The sequence below is a fragment of the Blastochloris tepida genome (assembly GCF_003966715.1).
Classification (GTDB): Bacteria; Pseudomonadota; Alphaproteobacteria; order Rhizobiales; family Xanthobacteraceae; genus Blastochloris; species Blastochloris tepida.
The window spans coordinates 1,868,191-1,884,703 of record NZ_AP018907.1 but is presented as its reverse complement, the minus strand read 5'-3'; the positions used below and the strand labels follow the sequence as shown (position 1 = coordinate 1,884,703).

The window sequence follows — 16,513 nt, the reverse complement described above, 5'->3', positions numbered from 1 at the left end:
CGGTGTGATGACAAGGGACGAGACTGCCGATCGCCGCGCCGCCATGGCGCTCCTCGCTGCCGCCGAGGCCGGCGAGCTTGAGGCCGCCTGGGCGGCATGGCCGGGCAAGCCCGCGGTGGCGGACCTGCGCAAGGCCGCCTGCGGGCTGGTGATGGTGCGTGGCCGCATCGGCGGCGACGGCGCGCCGTTCAATCTCGGCGAGGCGACGGTGACGCGGGCGGCGGTGCGGCTCGCGTCCGGCCATGTCGGCCACGCCTATCTGCTCGGCCGCGCGCCGGAGCGGGCGCGGCTCGCCGCCATCTTCGATGCGCTGTGGCAGGACGCGGCAACACGCCCGCGCGTCGAGGCCGAATTGCTCGTGCCGGTACGCGCACGGCTGGCGGCGCAGGCGACAAAGGCGGCCGCCGAGGCGGCGGCCACCCGCGTCGAGTTCTTCACCGTCACCCGCGGCGACAATCAGGAGGCCGCGTCATGAGCGATGGCACGGTGACTCTCGCGTCGGTGGCGCTGGCGCCCGGCTTTGCCGATCCGGTGTTCGATGCCCAGCGCACATTCCGCACGGTGATGGCGGCGATGGCCCGGCCCGGCCGCATCGAGGCGCTGGCGAGCGAGCTTGCGCCACCCGCGCCGATGACCCCGGCCTTGGCCGCGCTGGCGCTGACGCTCGCCGATCAGGACACGCCGGTTTGGCTCGATCAGCCCTTGGCGGCATCGCCCGACATTGCTGCGTTCCTGCGCTTTCATGCCGGCGCGCCGATCGTCGCCGATCCGGCGGAGGCCGCGTTCGCGCTTGTGTCCGATTCCCGCGCCATGCCGCCGTTCGACGCGTTCGCGCAAGGCTCGGACGCCTATCCCGACCGCTCGGCGACGCTGCTGGTGCAGGTCGAGCGTTTCGCCGGCCCGCCGCTCACCCTGGCCGGTCCCGGCCTCGAAGGCACCGCGGACTTCGCGGCCTCGCCGCTGCCGGCCGATTTCGCCGAACGGCTCACGGCCAACCAGGCGATGTTCCCGCGCGGGGTCGATCTCGTGCTGTGCACGGCCGACCGGATCATGGCGCTGCCGCGCTCGGTGCGACTGGTGGAGGCGGCCTGATGTATGTCACGGTCAAGGGCGGCGAGGCCGCCATCCGGAATGCCCACCGGCTGATGGCGCATGAGCGGCGCGGCGATCCGGACGTGCCGGAAGTGTCGGCGGCGCAGATCGAGGGTCAGCTTGCGCTCGCCGTCGATCGGGTGATGACCGAGGGCTCGCTCTATGACCGCGGCCTTGCGGCGCTGGCGATCAAGCAGGCGCGCGGCGATCTGGTCGAGGCGATCTTCCTGGTGCGTGCTTTCCGCGCCACGCTGCCGCGCCTCGGTGCCACCGAGCCGCTCGACACGTCCGCCATGGCCATCCGCCGCCGCATCTCGGCGACCTTCAAGGATCTGCCGGGCGGGCAGATCCTCGGGCCGACCTTCGACTACACCCATCGGCTGATCGACGGCGCGCTCGACGGCTTCGCGCCGCCCGAACCGGCGTTGGGCGAGCCGCGCGAGGAGGCGGTGCCGCGCGTCACCGATCTCCTGGGCGAGCAGGGCCTGATCGAGCCGTCGCCGCGCGACGATGGCGTCGAGCCCGGCGACCTCACCCGCGAGCCGCTGGCCTTTCCGATCGGCCGCGATCTGCGGCTTCAGGCGCTGGCGCGCGGCGACGAGGGCTTCCTGCTGGCGCTGGGCTATTCCACCCAACGCGGCTTCGCCCGCAGCCATCCGTTCGCCGGTGAGATCCGCATGGGCGAGGTCGAGGTCGAGATCTTCGTCGAGGAATTGGGCTTCGCCGTCACGCTCGGCACCATCACCGTCACCGAATGCCAGATGGTCAACCAGTTCAAGGGCGCGGGCGACGCGCCGCCGCAATTCACCCGCGGCTACGGCCTCACTTTCGGCCATTGCGAAAGGAAGGCGATGGCGATGGCGCTGGTCGATCGCGCGCTGCGCGCCGCCGAACTAAGCGAGGAGGTGAGCGCGCCGGCCCAGGACGAGGAATTCGTCATCATGCATTCCGACAATGTCGAGGCCACCGGCTTTGTCGAGCACCTCAAGCTGCCGCATTATGTCGATTTCCAGTCGGAACTCGATCTGCTGCGCCGCCTGCGCGCGGAATGGGATGCCGCCGCGCTGAAGGAGGCCGCGCAATGAGCGAGCCGAACACCACCGAAGGCGCCGCCTACAATTTCGCCTATCTCGACGAGCACACCAAGCGCTCGATCCGCCGCGCCATTCTCAAGGCCATCGCCATTCCCGGCTATCAGGTGCCGTTCGCCAGCCGCGAGATGCCGATGCCGCGCGGCTGGGGCACCGGCGGCGTGCAGGTCACCGCCGCCATCATCGGCCCGGACGACGTGCTGAAGGTGATCGACCAGGGCGCCGACGACACCACCAATGCGGTGGCGATCCGCGGCTTCTTCACCCGCGTTGCGAATGTCGCCACCACCACGCGCACGACGGACGCCACCATCATCCAGACCCGCCACCGCGTGCCGGAAACGCCGCTCAGCGCCGATCAGATCCTGGTCTATCAGGTGCCGATCCCCGAACCCCTGCGCTTCCTGGAGCCGCGCGAGACCGAGACGAGGAAGCTGCACGCGCTCGCCGACTACGGCACCATGCACGTCAAGCTCTACGAGGACATCGCCCACTTCGGCGAGATCGCCACCACCTACGCCTATCCGGTGACGGTGGACGGCCGCTATGTGATGGATCCCTCGCCGATCCCGAAATTCGACAATCCCAAGCTCGACGATTGCCCGGCGCTGCAATTGTTCGGCGCCGGCCGCGAGAAGCGCATCTATGCGGTGCCGCCGCACACGCGCGTCGTCAGCCTCGATTTCGAGGACCACCCGTTCGCGCCGCAGCGCTTCACCGAACCGTGCGCGCTGTGTGGGGCGGCCGGCGTGTTCCTCGACGAGGTGATTCTGGATGATCGCGGCGGGCGCATGTTCGTGTGCTCCGACACCGATTTCTGCAACGGCCGGCAGGCGGCGGGCCATCGCGGCCGTCTCGCCGGCAATCCGATCGAGAGCGGGGAGGGCGCGGATGCGTGAGGAACCGCTGCTTGTCGCCGAGGGCTTGACCAAATTCTACGGCGCGCGGCTCGGCTGCCGCGACGTGTCGTTCACGCTGCATGCCGGCGAGGTGCTGGCGGTGGTGGGCGAATCCGGCTCCGGCAAATCGACGCTGCTCGGCCTGCTCTCGACCGAGCTTGCACCCAGCGCCGGCCGCGTGCGCTATTCGATGCGCGACGGCAGATTGCGCGATCTCGCCGAACTCAGCGAGCCCGAGCGGCGCCTGCTGCTGCGCACCGATTGGGGCTTCGTGCGCCAGTCGCCGGAGGCCGGGCTGCGCATGGCGGTTTCCGCCGGCGCCAATGTCGGCGAGCGGCTGATGGCGGTGGGCTGGCGTCACTACGGACATATTCGCGGTACCGCCGCCGACTGGCTGGGGCGGGTCGAGATCGCCGCCGACCGCATCGACGACTCGCCGAAGAGCTTTTCCGGCGGCATGCGCCAGCGATTGCAGATCGCCCGCAACCTCGTCACCGGGCCGCGCCTGGTCTTCATGGACGAGCCGACCGGCGGCCTCGACGTGTCGGTGCAGGCGCGCCTGCTCGACCTCATCCGCTCGCTGGTGGCCGATCTCGGCCTTGCCGCGGTGATCGTCACCCACGATCTCGCGGTGGCGCGCCTGCTCTCCCATCGCATCATGGTGATGAAGGAAGGTTGCGTGATCGAGGAGGGGCTGACGGATCAGGTGCTGGACGATCCGCAAGCGGCCTACACGCAGCTTCTGGTGTCGTCGGTGCTGCAGTCATGAGGACACGATGACGGTTCTCGACGTTCAGGATATCGCCAAGAGCTTCACGCTGCATCTGCGCGGCGGCCTCACGCTGCCGGTGGTGGCGGGCGTGTCGTTTCGGGTAGCGGCCGGCGAATGCGTGGCGCTGGGCGGGCCGTCCGGCGCCGGCAAGAGCTCCATCCTTAAGATGATCTATGGCAATTACCGCACCGATACGGGCCGCATCCTGATCGATGACGGCGCGGCAATGATCGATGTCGCGAGTGCCAGCCCGCGCGAGATTTTGGCGCTGCGCGCGGCCACGCTCGGCTACGTGTCGCAGTTCCTGCGGGTGATCCCGCGTGTCGCCGCGCTCGACATCGTTGCCGAGCCTCTGCGCGCTCGGGGCATCGACGCCGCCGAGGCCTGCGACCGCGCCGCCATGATGCTTCAGCGCCTCAATCTGCCGGAACGGCTGTGGCACCTGCCGCCGGCAACCTTCTCGGGCGGCGAGCAGCAGCGCGTCAACATCGCGCGCGGCTTCATCGCCGACACCAGGCTGCTGCTGCTCGACGAGCCGACCGCCTCGCTCGACGGCGCCAACCGCGACGCCGTCATCGGACTGATCCGCGACAAGACGGCAATGGGCACGGCGCTGGTCGGCATCTTCCACGACGACGAGGTGCGCGCGAGCGTCGCCGACCGTACGCTCGATGTGCGCGCCTTCGCCGTTGCCTGATCCCGAGGACATCATGAACGCTTTCGTTCTTTCCAACGCCGACATCGTCCTGGCCGATCGCGTCGTTGAGCGCGGCTGGGTCGCGGTGTCGGGTGGCCGCATTGCTGAGGTGGGGGAGGGCAAGCCGCCCGAGCGCGGGCTCGACCTCGGAGGCAGCCTGCTGCTGCCGGGCCTCGTCGAGCTGCACACCGATCATCTCGAAGCGCACTTCCTGCCGCGGCCGAAGGTGAAGTGGAACGCGCTCGCCGCGGTGGTGGCCTATGATGCGCAGCTTGCCGCCTGCGGCATCACCACCGTGCTCGACTCGCTGCGCGTGTGGCGCGAGGAAAGCCTTGGCGGAGACGCCGACGGCCACGCCGAGTTGCTCGCCGACACCATCGCTCAGGCCCGCGACGCCGACATGCTGCGCGCCCACCACTTCCTGCATCTGCGCTGCGAGGTGCCGACCGGCTCGGTGGTGGAGGACGCGGCCGTGCTGATGCCGCGCCCGGACGTGCGGCTGGTGTCGCTGATGGATCATTCGCCCGGTCAGCGCCAGTTCCGCGACGAGGACAAGCTGCGCACCTATTATCGCGGCAAGGCCGGCGGCATGACCGATGCCGAGCTCGACCGTCTGTTCGCCCACCGCAAGGCGCAGGCCGAGCGCTACGCCCTCGTCAATCGCGAGCGGCTGGTGACGCTGGCGCAATCGCATGGCGTGACGCTGGCGAGCCACGACGACACCACGGCCGAGCACGTCGCCGAGGCCGCGCGCGACGGTGTCGCCATTGCCGAGTTTCCGACGACGGTGGAGGCGGCGGCGGCGCTGCACCAAGCCGGTGTCAAGGTGATGATGGGCGCGCCGAACGTGGTGCGCGGCGGCTCGCACTCCGGCAACGTCGCCGCCGTCGATCTGGCGGCGCAGGGCGTGCTCGACATCCTGTCGTCCGACTACGTGCCCTCAAGCCTGCTGATGGCGGCGCTGCAATTGCCGGAGGCGGTGCCGGGCATCGACCTCGCGGCGGCGGTGCGCACCGTCACCCGCACGCCGGCGGAAGCCGTGGGGCTCGACGACCGCGGCGAGATCGCCGCCGGCAGGCGGGCCGACCTTGTTCAGGTCGATGTCAGGCTGGGCGTGCCGGTGGTGCGCACGGTGTGGCGCGACGGCAAACGGGTTCTGTAACCATGCGGGGACCGGAAACATCGCGGCCGGGCGGCCTCGGACCCGGGATCTTCGTCGGCGTGATGGGGCCGAGCGGGGCGGGCAAGGACACGCTGATCGCTCTGGCGCGCTCGTCGCTGGCCGGCCGGGCGGATGTGGTGTTCGTCCGGCGCGTCGTCACCCGGCCGAGCGACGAGTCCGAGGATCATCTGTCGACCACGCCGGAGGCATTCGTGCGGTCGGCCGCGCTGGGGGCGTTTGCGCTGTCCTGGCACGCCCATGGCCACGATTACGGCCTGCCGGTGGAGATCGACGGCGATATCCGCGCCGGGCGCGTGGTGGTGGCCAACATCTCGCGCGACGTGGCGATGCTGGCCCGCGTCCGCTACCAGGACGCGCGGCTGGTCCATGTCACCGCGCCGCCGGACGTGCTGGCGGCCCGCCGTGCCGCCCGCCACCGCGCCTCGGAGGCGATGGAGACCGGCGCGAGCCGCATCGAGCGGGTGGCGGTTCAGGTCGGCCTCACGCCGCAGGATGTGGAGATCGTCAATGGCGGCGCGCGCGAGACGGCCGCGGCTGAACTCGTCGCGTTCCTCACCGCCCTGCTGGACGGCCGGCAGTCGGGCCGGGCTTGCGGCGGCTTTGCGGAGCGCGCCTGACTCCAGTGGTCGCGAAGGACAGGACTGGACGGATCGGACGATTAACGTACGCGATATTCGCGAGGCAGGGCCGGTGCAGCCGGAAATGCTTCAGGGGGAGACGATGGCCAAGCGGGTGAGCTTGGTCTCCTTCCGGCCGGCGGCGCGGATCGACTTGGCGGTACGATAGACATGATTCGCTTCGGCGGTCTGGTGGTCGAACGCGAGCGCGTCCGCGGCATCTTCCAGAGCGTCGGCGATGTCTTCGGGGTCGGCCATCGACTTGGAGATCATCATCAGCAGAACCGCCTCAAGAACGACGAGGCTCGACGGCGGTTTTTCAGGTTCGATCACGTGCTTTTCCTTGAACATAGCCGCCCTCATGTCCGACTGCGACGCTAAAGAAACATCTCGACGCAATGGTGGGACACCTCGACACAGCGGCGGGACGCATGAACACAGCATCATCATAAACCGCCTGCCCAGCTGCAGCTAGCAATCCCTGGCAGCACTGCCGCACCCACAACCGGAAAGCTGCATGTGTCGAGAGCCGGATCAATAATTGCTTCTCATGGTACCAACATTATCCAGCGTGAACAGGCGGGAAGGCGCGGCCACGCATGAATTTTGAGATTGTTCAAGACAATTGTGTCTTGATAAAGCAAGGCCAGTTGACAACTATTAAGAGTACATTCACCATTTCCAATTTCACTGATTCGAGGTCTCTATACTTTCGGTTGTGGGCGTCCCCGCTGCGGACACTGCTGCGCAGCAACGTCCTCGTGCTACGCGCCGCGGCGAAAATTGGCCTGCCGCAAATGGAGTTGGGTGGCTTGGCAGTTGAACGGGCATGCGGCCGGGAACGATCTTCCTCGCGTAATGGTTGTTAAAATTCCCGCCTTCGGCGAGGAATGCTGGGCGGGCCGGTTGTGGGACCTCCGGCCGATCTGTCCACAGTCGCCCGCCGCGGTTCGGATCGCCTTCTGCGGACAGCCGCCGTGTCGCCGGGCAGGCGCCGGACCCGCCCCGAGCGGACCCGGCCCGAGGGGACTCGGCCCGAGCGTTCCGGCGCGATGCCTCTGGAATCCCGAAGGAATCCCCCGGATGCCGGGCCGTTGCCGCTCGGCCGCCACACCCGAATCCGCGGAGTCGAGTTTTTGCCGCAGTGCAACATAGGCATACTGCGCATATATGCCATGCGGGCTCGTCATCGGTAATTTAATCGTTTTGCTTAGGACAGTTGCGTGTGAAGAGAAGCGCGGCGGCGCGATCGTGCAGATGCGAAAGCACGGCTGCGAACGTCCGCGTGCGAACCCGCAGATGCGAAGGCCGGGGACCGTGCCCCGGCGGGCGCTGACGGCGAAGACGAACGACCCTGCCGCGGCCACACCGGCTGCGGCCAGAATTCAAAGAGGTGACGCGTGAAGATCGCTATGAACGCAAACCGGACCTGGGACGAGCTTGCAGTCGGCGACGAGGCCTCGACCAGACGCGTTTGTGCCGCCAACGACCTTTACGTGTTTGCGCATGCGTCCGGCAATCTGAACCCGATGCACCTGCCGGGCCGCGACGAGGACCACGACGGGCGCGACGATGCCGTCGCACCCTCGATGTGGGTGGGGGCGCTGGTGTCGGCGGTGCTCGGCAATCTGCTGCCGGGGCCGGGCACGCTCTATCGCGGCCAGACCTTCCGCTTCCTGTCGCGCGTCCATGTCGGCGACGAGCTGACGATCCGGGTGCGGGTGAAGGAGAAGCGGGCCAAGCCCTGCGTGGTGCTCGACACCAGCGTCTCGCTCGCCGACGGCACGCTGGTGGCCGACGGCGTCGCCGAGGTCGATGCGCCGGTGGTGAAGCTGACCTTTCCGCCGCACGAGATTCCCGAGCTTCTGGTCGAGCGCCACCAGCAGTTCGACCGCATGATCGCCATGTGCCGCGATCTCGAACCGGTGCCGACCGCGGTGGTGGCGCCGGAGGACAAGAATTCGCTGGGCGGCGCCATCCTGGGCTTTGAGGCCGGGCTGTGCGTGCCGATCCTGATCGGCGCGAAGGCGCGCATTCTCGATTGCGCCCGCCAGCTCGGCGCCGACATCTCGCGCCTGGAGATCGTCGATATCGAGGATGAGCACGAGGCGGCCGCCCGCGGCGTCGCCATGGTGCACGAGGGCCGCGCCCGCGCGGTGATGAAGGGCGCCATCCATTCGGACGAGCTCTTGGAACACGTCGTCAAGAAGGATGGCGGCCTGCGGGTCGGCCGCCGCATCAGTCACGTTTTCGTGATGGATTGTCCGGGCGTCCCGCATCCGCTGATCATTTCGGACGCCGCCATCAACATCGCCCCGGACCTCGAGACCAAGGTGTCGATCGTCCAGAACGCCATCGACGTGGCGCTGTCGCTGGGCATGGAGAAGCCGCGCGTCGGCATCCTGTCGGCGGTCGAGACCGTCAATCCGGCGATGCCGTCGACACTCGATGCGGCGGTGCTGTCGAAGATGGCCGAGCGCGGCCAAATCAAGGGCGGCGTGGTCGACGGGCCGCTGGCGATGGACAACGCCATCGACATGGAGGCGGCCCGCACCAAGGGCATCACCTCGCTGGTCGCCGGCCGCGCCCAGGTGCTGATCGCCCCCAATATCGAATCGGCCAACATGCTGGCCAAGGAACTCACCTTCCTGGCTCATGCCGAGGGCGCCGGCCTCGTCGTCGGCGCCCGGGTGCCGGTGATCATGACCAGCCGGGCCGACAACGACAAGTCGCGGCTCGCCAGTTGCGCGCTCGCGCTGCTCTACGACTACTGGCGGCGCGAAGGCCGCCCGCACGCGCTCTTGGCCACCAAGGCGGCCGCCGAATGACCGGCGTCGTCCTCACCATCAATGCCGGCTCGTCGTCGATCAAGTTCTCGGTGTTCGAGGCGGCCGCCCATCCGCAGTGCCGGCTGATCGGCCAGATCGAGGGGCTCGGGGCGAGCGTCCACTGCAAGGCGGTCGATGGCGCTCGCAAGCCGCTCATCGATCGCGTCTGGCCGGCCGGGGAGGGGCCCGACAGCCACGCAGCGGCGCTCGCCGAGATCATCGGCTGGCTGGAGGAGGAGCTGCCGGGCGTGCGCGTCGAGGGGGTCGGCCACCGCATCGTGCATGGCGGGCGCGACCACACCAAGCCGGTGCTCATCGACGACGCGCTGGTCGCCGATCTCGCCAGGCTGACGCCGCTGGCGCCGCTGCACCAGCCGCACAATCTGGCCGGCGTGGCCGCGGCACGCGAACATTTTCCCGATGCGCCGCAGGTGGCGTGCTTCGACACCGCGTTCCACCGCACCCAGGCGTTCGTCGCCGAGAGCTACGCGCTGCCGCGCAGCTATTATGAGGAGGGCGTGCGCCGTTACGGCTTCCACGGCCTGTCCTATGAATATGTCGGCCGCCGGCTGTCCGAGATCGCGCCGCTGGAGGCGGCGGGCCGCGTCATCATCGCCCATCTCGGCAATGGCTGCTCGATGGCGGCGGTGAAGGGCGGCCGCTCGGTCGCCACCACGCTCGGCTTTTCCTCGCTCGACGGCGTGCCGATGGGCACGCGCTGCGGCCAGATCGACCCCGGCGTCCTGTTCTATCTGATCGACCAGAAGGGCATGAGCACGAAGGAGGTCGCCGACCTGCTGTTCCGCAATTCCGGGCTCAAGGGAATGTCCGGCCTGTCGCACGATTTGCGGGTGCTGGAGACCTCCGACGATCCCCAGGCGAAGGACGCGATCGAGCACTTCGTCTATCGCGTCCGCCGCGAGACCGGCAGTCTGGCGGCAGCGCTCGGCGGCGTCGATGCGCTCGTGTTCACCGCCGGCATCGGCGAGAACGCCGCGCGCGTGCGCGCCCGCATCCTCGGCGGCCTGCAGTGGCTCGGCGTGACGCTCGACCCCGCCGCCAATGACCGGAATCAGACGGTGATCTCGTCGGCCGATTCGAAGGTGAAGGTGTTCGTCATCCCTACCGACGAGGAGGCGATGATCGCCCGCCACACCATCCATTTGCTGGGGCTCGGCGTGCCGGGCCGGCTGATCGCCTGATTTCGCCTCCGATACGGAGGAACGACGCTCTTCGGCTGGTTCGAGGCCATCCGGCCAAATAAAAAAGGCGCCAAGCGGCGCCTTTTTTTGATGGCGATCAGCTGTTGCCGATCACTTGATCTTGGCTTCCTTGAACTCGACGTGCTTCTTCGCGACCGGATCGTACTTCTTCTTGGCAAGTTTCTCGGTCATGGTGCGCGAGTTCTTCTTCGTCACATAGAAATAGCCGGTGTCGGCGGTCGACACGAGCTTGATCTTGATCGTTGCGGCCTTGGCCATTGTCAAACCCTCTCGCGCGCCCAGCCGGCGCCGCGCAGTTCTGCGAAGTTGCGGCACCCTATTGGCGCGCGCCGCATTGTCAAGGATCGCGTGCGCACGAAGGGCGGCATTTTGCCGGTTCCTGCGCGCCGGCCGGCAGCCGGGGCGGGGCAGAATCGCGCGTTTCGCGGGGGCCCTCGGCGTGCTATGGCCCCGCCATGGTTTCCAACGGACACAAGCCTGTCATCGCCGCGCCGGCCGGCGCGCGCCGGTGCGGAGGGGCATCATGAGAAGCGGGCGGCAGGGGCCGCGCCAACCGGGCGGCGGCCGGCAGATCGCCGGGCCGCGCGGCCACGATCGCAGCACCCGGCCGGACGGGAAGGGCGTCAAGCCGCCGTTCGGCCCCAAGGGCACGGACGCCAAAGGCGCCGCCCCCAAGAGCGCCGGCCCCAAGAGTGCGGGCGCAAGAGGCGCGAAACCCAACGGCGCGAATCCGAAAGGTCCGGGCACCCGGACGGCGGACCCCACGCGCGCCAGATCCGCCGCCGCCAAGCCCGCCGCCGCCAAGCCGTTCGGTGCCAAGCCGTTCGGTACCAAGCCGCCCGCCACCCGGCCCGTGCGCGCCGAGCCGCAGCCGGAGCCCGTGCCGATCACCACCTCGGTGCAGGTGGTCGGCGTCAAGCCGGACGAGGCCGGCATGCGGCTCGACCGCTTCATCGAGTCCAAGTTCCCCGGCCTGTCGTTCGCCCACATCCAGCGCATCGTGAGGAAGGGCGAGGTGCGGCTCGACGGCAAGCGCGCCGACGGCAAGGACCGCATCAATGCCGGCCAGCAGGTGCGGCTGCCGCCGCTGTCGCTGGCGCCGAAGCCCCAGCGCGACAGCGAGGCCGCCGCCAAGGCGCGGGCGACCCTGGCGCCGCTGGTGCTGTTCGAGGACGCCGACGTGATGGTGATCAACAAGCCGTTCGGCCTCGCGGTGCAGGGCGGCAGCGGCATGACCCGCCACGTCGACGGCCTCTTGATGGCGCTGGCCGATTCCCGCGGCGAGCGGCCGCGCCTCGTCCACCGGCTCGACCGCGACACCACCGGCTGCCTCGTCATCGCCAAGACCCGCAAGGCGGCGACCGAGTTGACGAAGAGCTTCCGCGCCCGCGGGGCGCGCAAGATCTATTGGGCGCTGGTCAAGGGCGTGCCCAAGCCCAAGCAGGGCCGCGTCTCCACCTTCATCGCCCGCGGCGAGGGCGAGGAGAGCGAGCGCATGCGCGTCGCCCGCCACGGCGAGGAGGGGGCCTCGCACGCCGTCAGCTATTATGCGGTGGTGGAGACCGCCGGCACCAAGCTCGCCTGGCTGTCGATGAAGCCGGTCACCGGCCGCACCCATCAGCTGCGCGTCCATGCTGCGACCATCGGCCACCCCATCGTCGGCGACCCGAAATATTTCGAGGTCGAGAACTGGGATCTGCCGGGCGGCATGCAGAACCGCTTGCACCTGCACGCACGGCGCATCGTCATTCCCCATCCGCGCGGCGGCACGATCGACGTCAGCGCGCCGCTGCCGGACCACATGGCGCAGTCGTGGAACCTGCTCGGCTTCGATGCCAAGCGCTATGATCCCATCGAGGATGCGCCGGACGAGTGATCGTTCGCGGCACACACGGGTTTGCACCGATGTCCGATTCGTCCTTCAGCCTGATCGCAGTGGCCGTCCTGGTGCTGATGCTCACCGGCATGGTGGTGGTGTTCGCCCGGCGCGCGCCGTGGTTCGCATCCTTCCGCGATCCGCGGATCGGCGAGCTGGTGGCCGAGGTCAAGGTGCTGCGCGGGCGCATCAACGCCCTGGCCGAGGCGCAGGACCGCCTGCTGCGCCGCCTGGAGGACGCGGACGGCGAAACCTCGGGCGAGCGGGCGGGCAAGCCGTGAAGCTGGTTCTGTTCGACGTCGACGGCACCCTCATCGACAGCCAGCACCTCATCGTCGCGGCGATGGAGGGCGCCTATCAGGCACACGACCGCCCGCCGCCGCCGCGCAACGCCATCCTGTCGGTGGTCGGCCTGTCGCTGCCGCAGGCCTTCGCCATCCTGGCGGGCGACGATCCGGCGTTTCCGGCCGCGAGCTTCGCCGACGCCTACAAGCAGGCGTTCTTCCGCTTGAGCGCCGATCCGGCCCAGCAGGCGCCGCTGTTTCCCGGTGCAATGGCGGTGATCGACGCGCTGGCGCAGCGCGAGGGCGTGACGCTCGGCCTTGCCACCGGCAAATCGCGCCGCGGCGTCGACCGCATGCTGGAGCTGCATGGGTTCACGGACATCTTCGCCACCGTGCAGACGGCGGACGACCATCCCTCGAAGCCCGCGCCCGACATGGTGCTCGCCGCCATGGCCGAGGCCGGGGCCGGCGCGGCCGAGACCGTGCTGCTCGGCGACACCACCTTCGACATGGAGATGACGCGGGCGGCCGGCGCCCTGCCGATCGGCGCCGGCTGGGGCTATCATCCGCCGGCGGCGCTGGCCGCTGCCGGCGCCCATGTGGTGCTCGACGATTTCGCGGCCTTCCTGCCGGCGTTCGAGCGCCTGTGCGACACGAAACCCGGCTGACCGAGCCGTTTCCGGGTGATGAACTCGCCTTCTTTCTTCCCTCTCCCCTCGCGGGAGAGGGTGGCCCGTCCGAGCGAAGCGAGGTCGGGCCGGGTGAGGGGTGCATACGGCTGATGCTGGAAGGTTTACCCCTCACCCGCCTCACGATCTTCGACCGCTCGCCACCCTCTCCCGCAAGGGGAGAGGGAAAGAAGGCGGTTCCCAGCCGGCCACCATTCCGAGTTGATCAACCGGAAACCGAACAGCATGAGCAATATCCGCGACCTTCTCGCCGATCTGGATGGACCGGACCAGGGGCCGGAATCCGACCCGATGCGCGCCGCCCAGCGCGCCATGCGGCCGCAACTGCCCAAGCGCTTCTATGCCGCCGTCACGGTGGAGGAGGAGCCGGACGGCTGGGCCGTCCGGCTCGACGGCCGCACCCCCAAGACGCCGCGCGGCCGGCCGCTGGCGGTGCCGACCCGTACGCTGGCCGAGGCGCTGGCCGCCGAATGGTCGGCCCAGGAGCAGGTGATCGACCCCGCCACCATGCCGCTGACCCGGCTGGCCAATGTCACGCTCGACGAGGTGGTCGGCGAGGGCAAGCCGCAGGCCGTCATCGACGAGATCGTCAAATATGCCGGCTCCGACCTCGTCTGCTATCGCGCTGCCGAGCCGGCCGGGCTGGTGGCGCGGCAGGCCGAGGTCTGGGATCCTGTGCTGGCGTTCGCCCACGAGCGGCTCGGCGCCCGCTTCATGCTGGCCGAGGGCGTGATGTTCGTCACCCAGACCGGGCCGGCGATCGAATCGGTGCGCCGGGCGGTGGAAGCCGTGCCGCCCTTCGCGCTGGGCGCGCTCTATACGCTGACGGCGCTCGCCGGCTCGGCGCTGATCGCGCTGGCGGTGGCGCAGGATGCGCTCGATCCGGAGGCCGCCTGGGATGCCGTCCATGTCGACGAGGACTGGCAGATGGCGTTCTGGGGCCGCGACGAGCAGGCGATGGCGCGGCGGGCCTTCCGCCGGAAGGAGTGGGACGCCGCGGTTCTGGTGATCCGCGACGTCCGCTGACCGCTCGGCGCATCATGTTACACGGTTTCCGGTTGATCCCTTTGGGATTCCGGAAACGGTCTCGCCGAAAACCTCTTGTTCGATAACGGGATTTTCGGCGATTGCGATGCCGTACCCCGGCTTGATCAGCCGGAAGCCGGATTGCGGCTGCACGTACCGCCGAGGGCGGTGCCGCGCCGATCATCCGTCGCGCAACCGGTTGATCGGCATGCTGCGACCGGAGATGCGCTTGAACACCCCTGATCGTCCCAAGGAGGGATTTGCGTCGCCGGCTGTTGGTGTTAAGCACCCGCGGCGCCACGCGGGCAGGAGATGACGGTGAAGAACATTCTGGAGAAGCTTGAGGAGCGGCGTGCCCATGCGCGTCTTGGCGGTGGCACCCGGCGCATCGAGGCGCAGCATAACCGCGGCAAGCTGACCGCCCGCGAACGCATCGAGCTGCTGCTCGATCCCGGCTCGTTCGAAGAGTTCGACATGTTCGTCCAGCATCGCTGCGACGATTTCGGCATGGAGAAGACCAAGGTTCCCGGCGACGGCGTGATCACCGGCTGGGGCACGGTCAATGGCCGCACCGTCTGCGTGTTCGCCAAGGACTTCACCGTGTTCGGCGGCTCGCTGTCGGAAGCGCACGCCCAGAAGATGGTGAAGATTCAGGAGCTGGCGCTGCGCGTGCGCGCGCCCATCGTCGGCCTGTTCGATGCCGGCGGCGCCCGCATCCAGGAGGGCGTGGCCGCGCTCGGCGGCTATGGCGAGGTGTTCAAGCGCAACGTCATCGCCTCGGGCGTGGTGCCGCAGATCTCGGTGATCATGGGCCCGTGCGCCGGCGGCGACGTTTACTCGCCGGCGATGACCGACTTCATCTTCATGGTGCGCGGCTCGTCCTACATGTTCGTCACCGGCCCGGACGTGGTGAAGACGGTGACGAATGAAACCGTCACCTCCGAGGAGCTGGGCGGCGCCCAGGTCCACATCACCAAGTCGTCGGTGGCCGACGGTGCGTTCGAGAACGACGTCGAGTGCCTGCTGCAGATCCGCCGCCTGCTCGACTTCCTGCCGTCCAACAACAGCGACGGCGTGCCGATCTGGCCGTCCTTCGACGATCCCGAGCGCATCGACTATTCGCTCGATACGATCGTTCCGGACAACCCGAACAAGCCCTACGACATGAAGGAGCTGATCCTGAAGGTCGTGGACGAGGGCGATTTCTTCGAGATCCAGGCCAATTTCGCCCGCAACATCGTCACCGGCTTCGGCCGCATCGAGGGCCGCACCGTCGGCATCGTCGCCAACCAGCCGATGGTGCTGGCCGGCGTGCTCGACGCCGACGCCTCGCGCAAGGCGGCGCGCTTCGTGCGCTTCTGCGACGCCTTCGAGATCCCGATCGTCACCTTCGTCGACGTGCCGGGCTTCTTGCCGGGCACCGCGCAGGAATATGGCGGCCTGATCAAGCACGGCGCCAAGCTCCTGTTCGCCTTCACCCAGGCCACCGTGCCGCTGGTCACCGTGATCACCCGCAAGGCGTTCGGCGGTGCCTACGACGTCATGTCGTCCAAGCACATCGGCACCGACGTCAACTATGCCTGGCCGTCGGCGCAGATCGCGGTGATGGGCGCCAAGGGCGCGGTCGAGATCATCTTCCGCCAGGACATGGACGATCCCGAGAAGATCGCCAAGCGTACCGAGGAGTACGAGCAGCGCTTCCTGTCGCCGTTCGTGGCGGCCGAGCGCGGCTATATCGACGAGGTGATCATGCCGCACGCCACCCGCCTGCGCGTGGCGCGGGCGCTGGCCATGCTGCGCACCAAGAAGCTCGAACAGCCGCCCAAGAAGCACGACAACCTGCCGCTCTGAGCCGCTCGGCTCAACAGCGGAGGAGGCCGGCCTTGGCGGGCCACCCGGGCGGGCCGGCGAAAACCCGGTAAACCAAACATATGAGAAGGCGCCCGCCGGCTGACATCGACCGGCGGGCGCCTTCGTTTCGTTCAGACCTTGTTCATGCGCGGTGTCCGACAGTAGCGCTCGCCGCGACCGGGTTCAGCGCGGCGTAGGGAGCGTCTCCGGCAGGCGGCGCTCCCTGTGACGTTCGCCGGGGCGCTGAAAGGCGAAGCCGGCAGAACACGCAGGTATTTCTCAATCCGCTCACCAAAATTCCTCTTTTTCGGCCAGGATGTTTGGTAGGAGGATATTCCGAGGGTCGCGAAGCCATCTTCGGGCTTCGCATAGGAGCAGGCTTCGG

The 16,513-nt window shown here is 68.6% G+C and carries 17 protein-coding genes; 15 read left to right on the top strand and 2 right to left on the bottom strand.

What is annotated here, in order from left to right:
* Positions 1–7: 7 nt before the first annotated feature.
* The 8 genes from phnG (at position 8) to phnN (ending at position 6,351) form a co-directional block, all read left to right on the top strand.
* The gene (gene phnG, locus BLTE_RS08620; RefSeq protein WP_126399373.1) at positions 8–475 is read left to right on the top strand and encodes a phosphonate C-P lyase system protein PhnG; all 468 of its coding nucleotides are present in this window, start codon (positions 8–10) and stop codon (positions 473–475) included.
* Entirely contained in the window at positions 472–1,092 is a 621-nt protein-coding gene (phnH, locus tag BLTE_RS08615; protein WP_126399371.1) for a phosphonate C-P lyase system protein PhnH, read from the top strand. Before phnG ends, phnH begins: the two co-directional genes overlap by 4 nt.
* Positions 1,092–2,177: a carbon-phosphorus lyase complex subunit gene (locus BLTE_RS08610; protein WP_126399369.1), complete on the top strand. Its 1,086-nt coding sequence runs from the start codon at positions 1,092–1,094 to the stop codon at positions 2,175–2,177. Before phnH ends, BLTE_RS08610 begins: the two co-directional genes overlap by 1 nt.
* A complete protein-coding gene (locus BLTE_RS08605) occupies positions 2,174–3,082 on the top strand; it encodes an alpha-D-ribose 1-methylphosphonate 5-phosphate C-P-lyase PhnJ (RefSeq protein ID WP_126399367.1) in 909 nt (302 codons plus the stop codon). Before BLTE_RS08610 ends, BLTE_RS08605 begins: the two co-directional genes overlap by 4 nt.
* The gene (phnK, locus tag BLTE_RS08600; RefSeq protein WP_126399365.1) at positions 3,075–3,851 is read left to right on the top strand and encodes a phosphonate C-P lyase system protein PhnK; all 777 of its coding nucleotides are present in this window, start codon (positions 3,075–3,077) and stop codon (positions 3,849–3,851) included. Before BLTE_RS08605 ends, phnK begins: the two co-directional genes overlap by 8 nt.
* Positions 3,852–3,858: 7 nt before the next feature.
* A complete protein-coding gene (phnL, locus tag BLTE_RS08595; protein WP_126399363.1) occupies positions 3,859–4,551 on the top strand; it encodes a phosphonate C-P lyase system protein PhnL in 693 nt (230 codons plus the stop codon).
* A 13-nt stretch (positions 4,552–4,564) separates the two neighbouring features.
* Positions 4,565–5,713: an alpha-D-ribose 1-methylphosphonate 5-triphosphate diphosphatase gene (locus BLTE_RS08590; RefSeq protein WP_126399361.1), complete on the top strand. Its 1,149-nt coding sequence runs from the start codon at positions 4,565–4,567 to the stop codon at positions 5,711–5,713.
* Positions 5,714–5,775: 62 nt separating this feature from the next.
* A complete protein-coding gene (gene phnN, locus BLTE_RS08585; RefSeq protein WP_244600206.1) occupies positions 5,776–6,351 on the top strand; it encodes a phosphonate metabolism protein/1,5-bisphosphokinase (PRPP-forming) PhnN in 576 nt (191 codons plus the stop codon).
* A gap of 90 nt (positions 6,352–6,441) precedes the next feature.
* Here the strand turns inward: phnN and BLTE_RS08580 are convergent, their stop codons facing one another.
* A complete protein-coding gene (locus BLTE_RS08580) occupies positions 6,442–6,684 on the bottom strand; it encodes a hypothetical protein (RefSeq protein WP_145988185.1) in 243 nt (80 codons plus the stop codon).
* A 1,079-nt stretch (positions 6,685–7,763) separates the two neighbouring features.
* Between BLTE_RS08580 and BLTE_RS08575 the strand changes: the two genes are divergently transcribed.
* Complete coding sequence (locus tag BLTE_RS08575; protein WP_126399355.1) at positions 7,764–9,179, top strand: bifunctional enoyl-CoA hydratase/phosphate acetyltransferase; 1,416 nt, start codon at positions 7,764–7,766, stop codon at positions 9,177–9,179.
* Positions 9,176–10,381, top strand: coding sequence for an acetate/propionate family kinase (locus tag BLTE_RS08570; protein ID WP_126399353.1), 1,206 nt, complete (start codon positions 9,176–9,178; stop codon positions 10,379–10,381). Before BLTE_RS08575 ends, BLTE_RS08570 begins: the two co-directional genes overlap by 4 nt.
* 111 nt (positions 10,382–10,492) lie before the next feature.
* On the opposite strand, the gene rpmG is transcribed toward BLTE_RS08570, so the two are convergent.
* Positions 10,493–10,660, bottom strand: coding sequence for a 50S ribosomal protein L33 (gene rpmG / locus BLTE_RS08565; protein ID WP_126399351.1), 168 nt, complete (start codon positions 10,658–10,660; stop codon positions 10,493–10,495).
* Positions 10,661–10,925: 265 nt separating this feature from the next.
* Between rpmG and BLTE_RS08560 the strand changes: the two genes are divergently transcribed.
* The 5 genes from BLTE_RS08560 (at position 10,926) to BLTE_RS08540 (ending at position 16,128) form a co-directional block, all read left to right on the top strand.
* Entirely contained in the window at positions 10,926–12,278 is a 1,353-nt protein-coding gene (locus tag BLTE_RS08560) for an RluA family pseudouridine synthase (RefSeq protein ID WP_126399349.1), read from the top strand.
* Positions 12,279–12,307: 29 nt separating this feature from the next.
* The gene (locus BLTE_RS08555; protein ID WP_126399347.1) at positions 12,308–12,559 is read left to right on the top strand and encodes a hypothetical protein; all 252 of its coding nucleotides are present in this window, start codon (positions 12,308–12,310) and stop codon (positions 12,557–12,559) included.
* The gene (locus tag BLTE_RS08550) at positions 12,556–13,230 is read left to right on the top strand and encodes an HAD-IA family hydrolase (RefSeq protein ID WP_126399345.1); all 675 of its coding nucleotides are present in this window, start codon (positions 12,556–12,558) and stop codon (positions 13,228–13,230) included. Before BLTE_RS08555 ends, BLTE_RS08550 begins: the two co-directional genes overlap by 4 nt.
* A gap of 246 nt (positions 13,231–13,476) precedes the next feature.
* Positions 13,477–14,277, top strand: coding sequence for an ATP12 family chaperone protein (locus tag BLTE_RS08545; RefSeq protein ID WP_126399343.1), 801 nt, complete (start codon positions 13,477–13,479; stop codon positions 14,275–14,277).
* A gap of 318 nt (positions 14,278–14,595) precedes the next feature.
* On the top strand, positions 14,596–16,128 hold the full coding sequence (locus tag BLTE_RS08540) for an acyl-CoA carboxylase subunit beta (RefSeq protein WP_126399341.1): 1,533 nt from the start codon (positions 14,596–14,598) through the stop codon (positions 16,126–16,128).
* The last annotated feature ends 385 nt before the right edge of the window (positions 16,129–16,513 follow it).

Coding starts and splice junctions, on each gene's coding strand:
- phnG (WP_126399373.1), top strand. CDS start 8: ATGACAAGGGACGAGACTGCCGATCGCCGCGCCGCCATGGCGCTCCTC.
- phnH (WP_126399371.1), top strand. CDS start 472: ATGAGCGATGGCACGGTGACTCTCGCGTCGGTGGCGCTGGCGCCCGGC.
- BLTE_RS08610 (WP_126399369.1), top strand. CDS start 1,092: ATGTATGTCACGGTCAAGGGCGGCGAGGCCGCCATCCGGAATGCCCAC.
- BLTE_RS08605 (WP_126399367.1), top strand. CDS start 2,174: ATGAGCGAGCCGAACACCACCGAAGGCGCCGCCTACAATTTCGCCTAT.
- phnK (WP_126399365.1), top strand. CDS start 3,075: ATGCGTGAGGAACCGCTGCTTGTCGCCGAGGGCTTGACCAAATTCTAC.
- phnL (WP_126399363.1), top strand. CDS start 3,859: ATGACGGTTCTCGACGTTCAGGATATCGCCAAGAGCTTCACGCTGCAT.
- BLTE_RS08590 (WP_126399361.1), top strand. CDS start 4,565: ATGAACGCTTTCGTTCTTTCCAACGCCGACATCGTCCTGGCCGATCGC.
- phnN (WP_244600206.1), top strand. CDS start 5,776: ATGGGGCCGAGCGGGGCGGGCAAGGACACGCTGATCGCTCTGGCGCGC.
- BLTE_RS08575 (WP_126399355.1), top strand. CDS start 7,764: ATGAACGCAAACCGGACCTGGGACGAGCTTGCAGTCGGCGACGAGGCC.
- BLTE_RS08570 (WP_126399353.1), top strand. CDS start 9,176: ATGACCGGCGTCGTCCTCACCATCAATGCCGGCTCGTCGTCGATCAAG.
- rpmG (WP_126399351.1), bottom strand. CDS start 10,660: ATGGCCAAGGCCGCAACGATCAAGATCAAGCTCGTGTCGACCGCCGAC.
- BLTE_RS08560 (WP_126399349.1), top strand. CDS start 10,926: ATGAGAAGCGGGCGGCAGGGGCCGCGCCAACCGGGCGGCGGCCGGCAG.
- BLTE_RS08555 (WP_126399347.1), top strand. CDS start 12,308: ATGTCCGATTCGTCCTTCAGCCTGATCGCAGTGGCCGTCCTGGTGCTG.
- BLTE_RS08545 (WP_126399343.1), top strand. CDS start 13,477: ATGAGCAATATCCGCGACCTTCTCGCCGATCTGGATGGACCGGACCAG.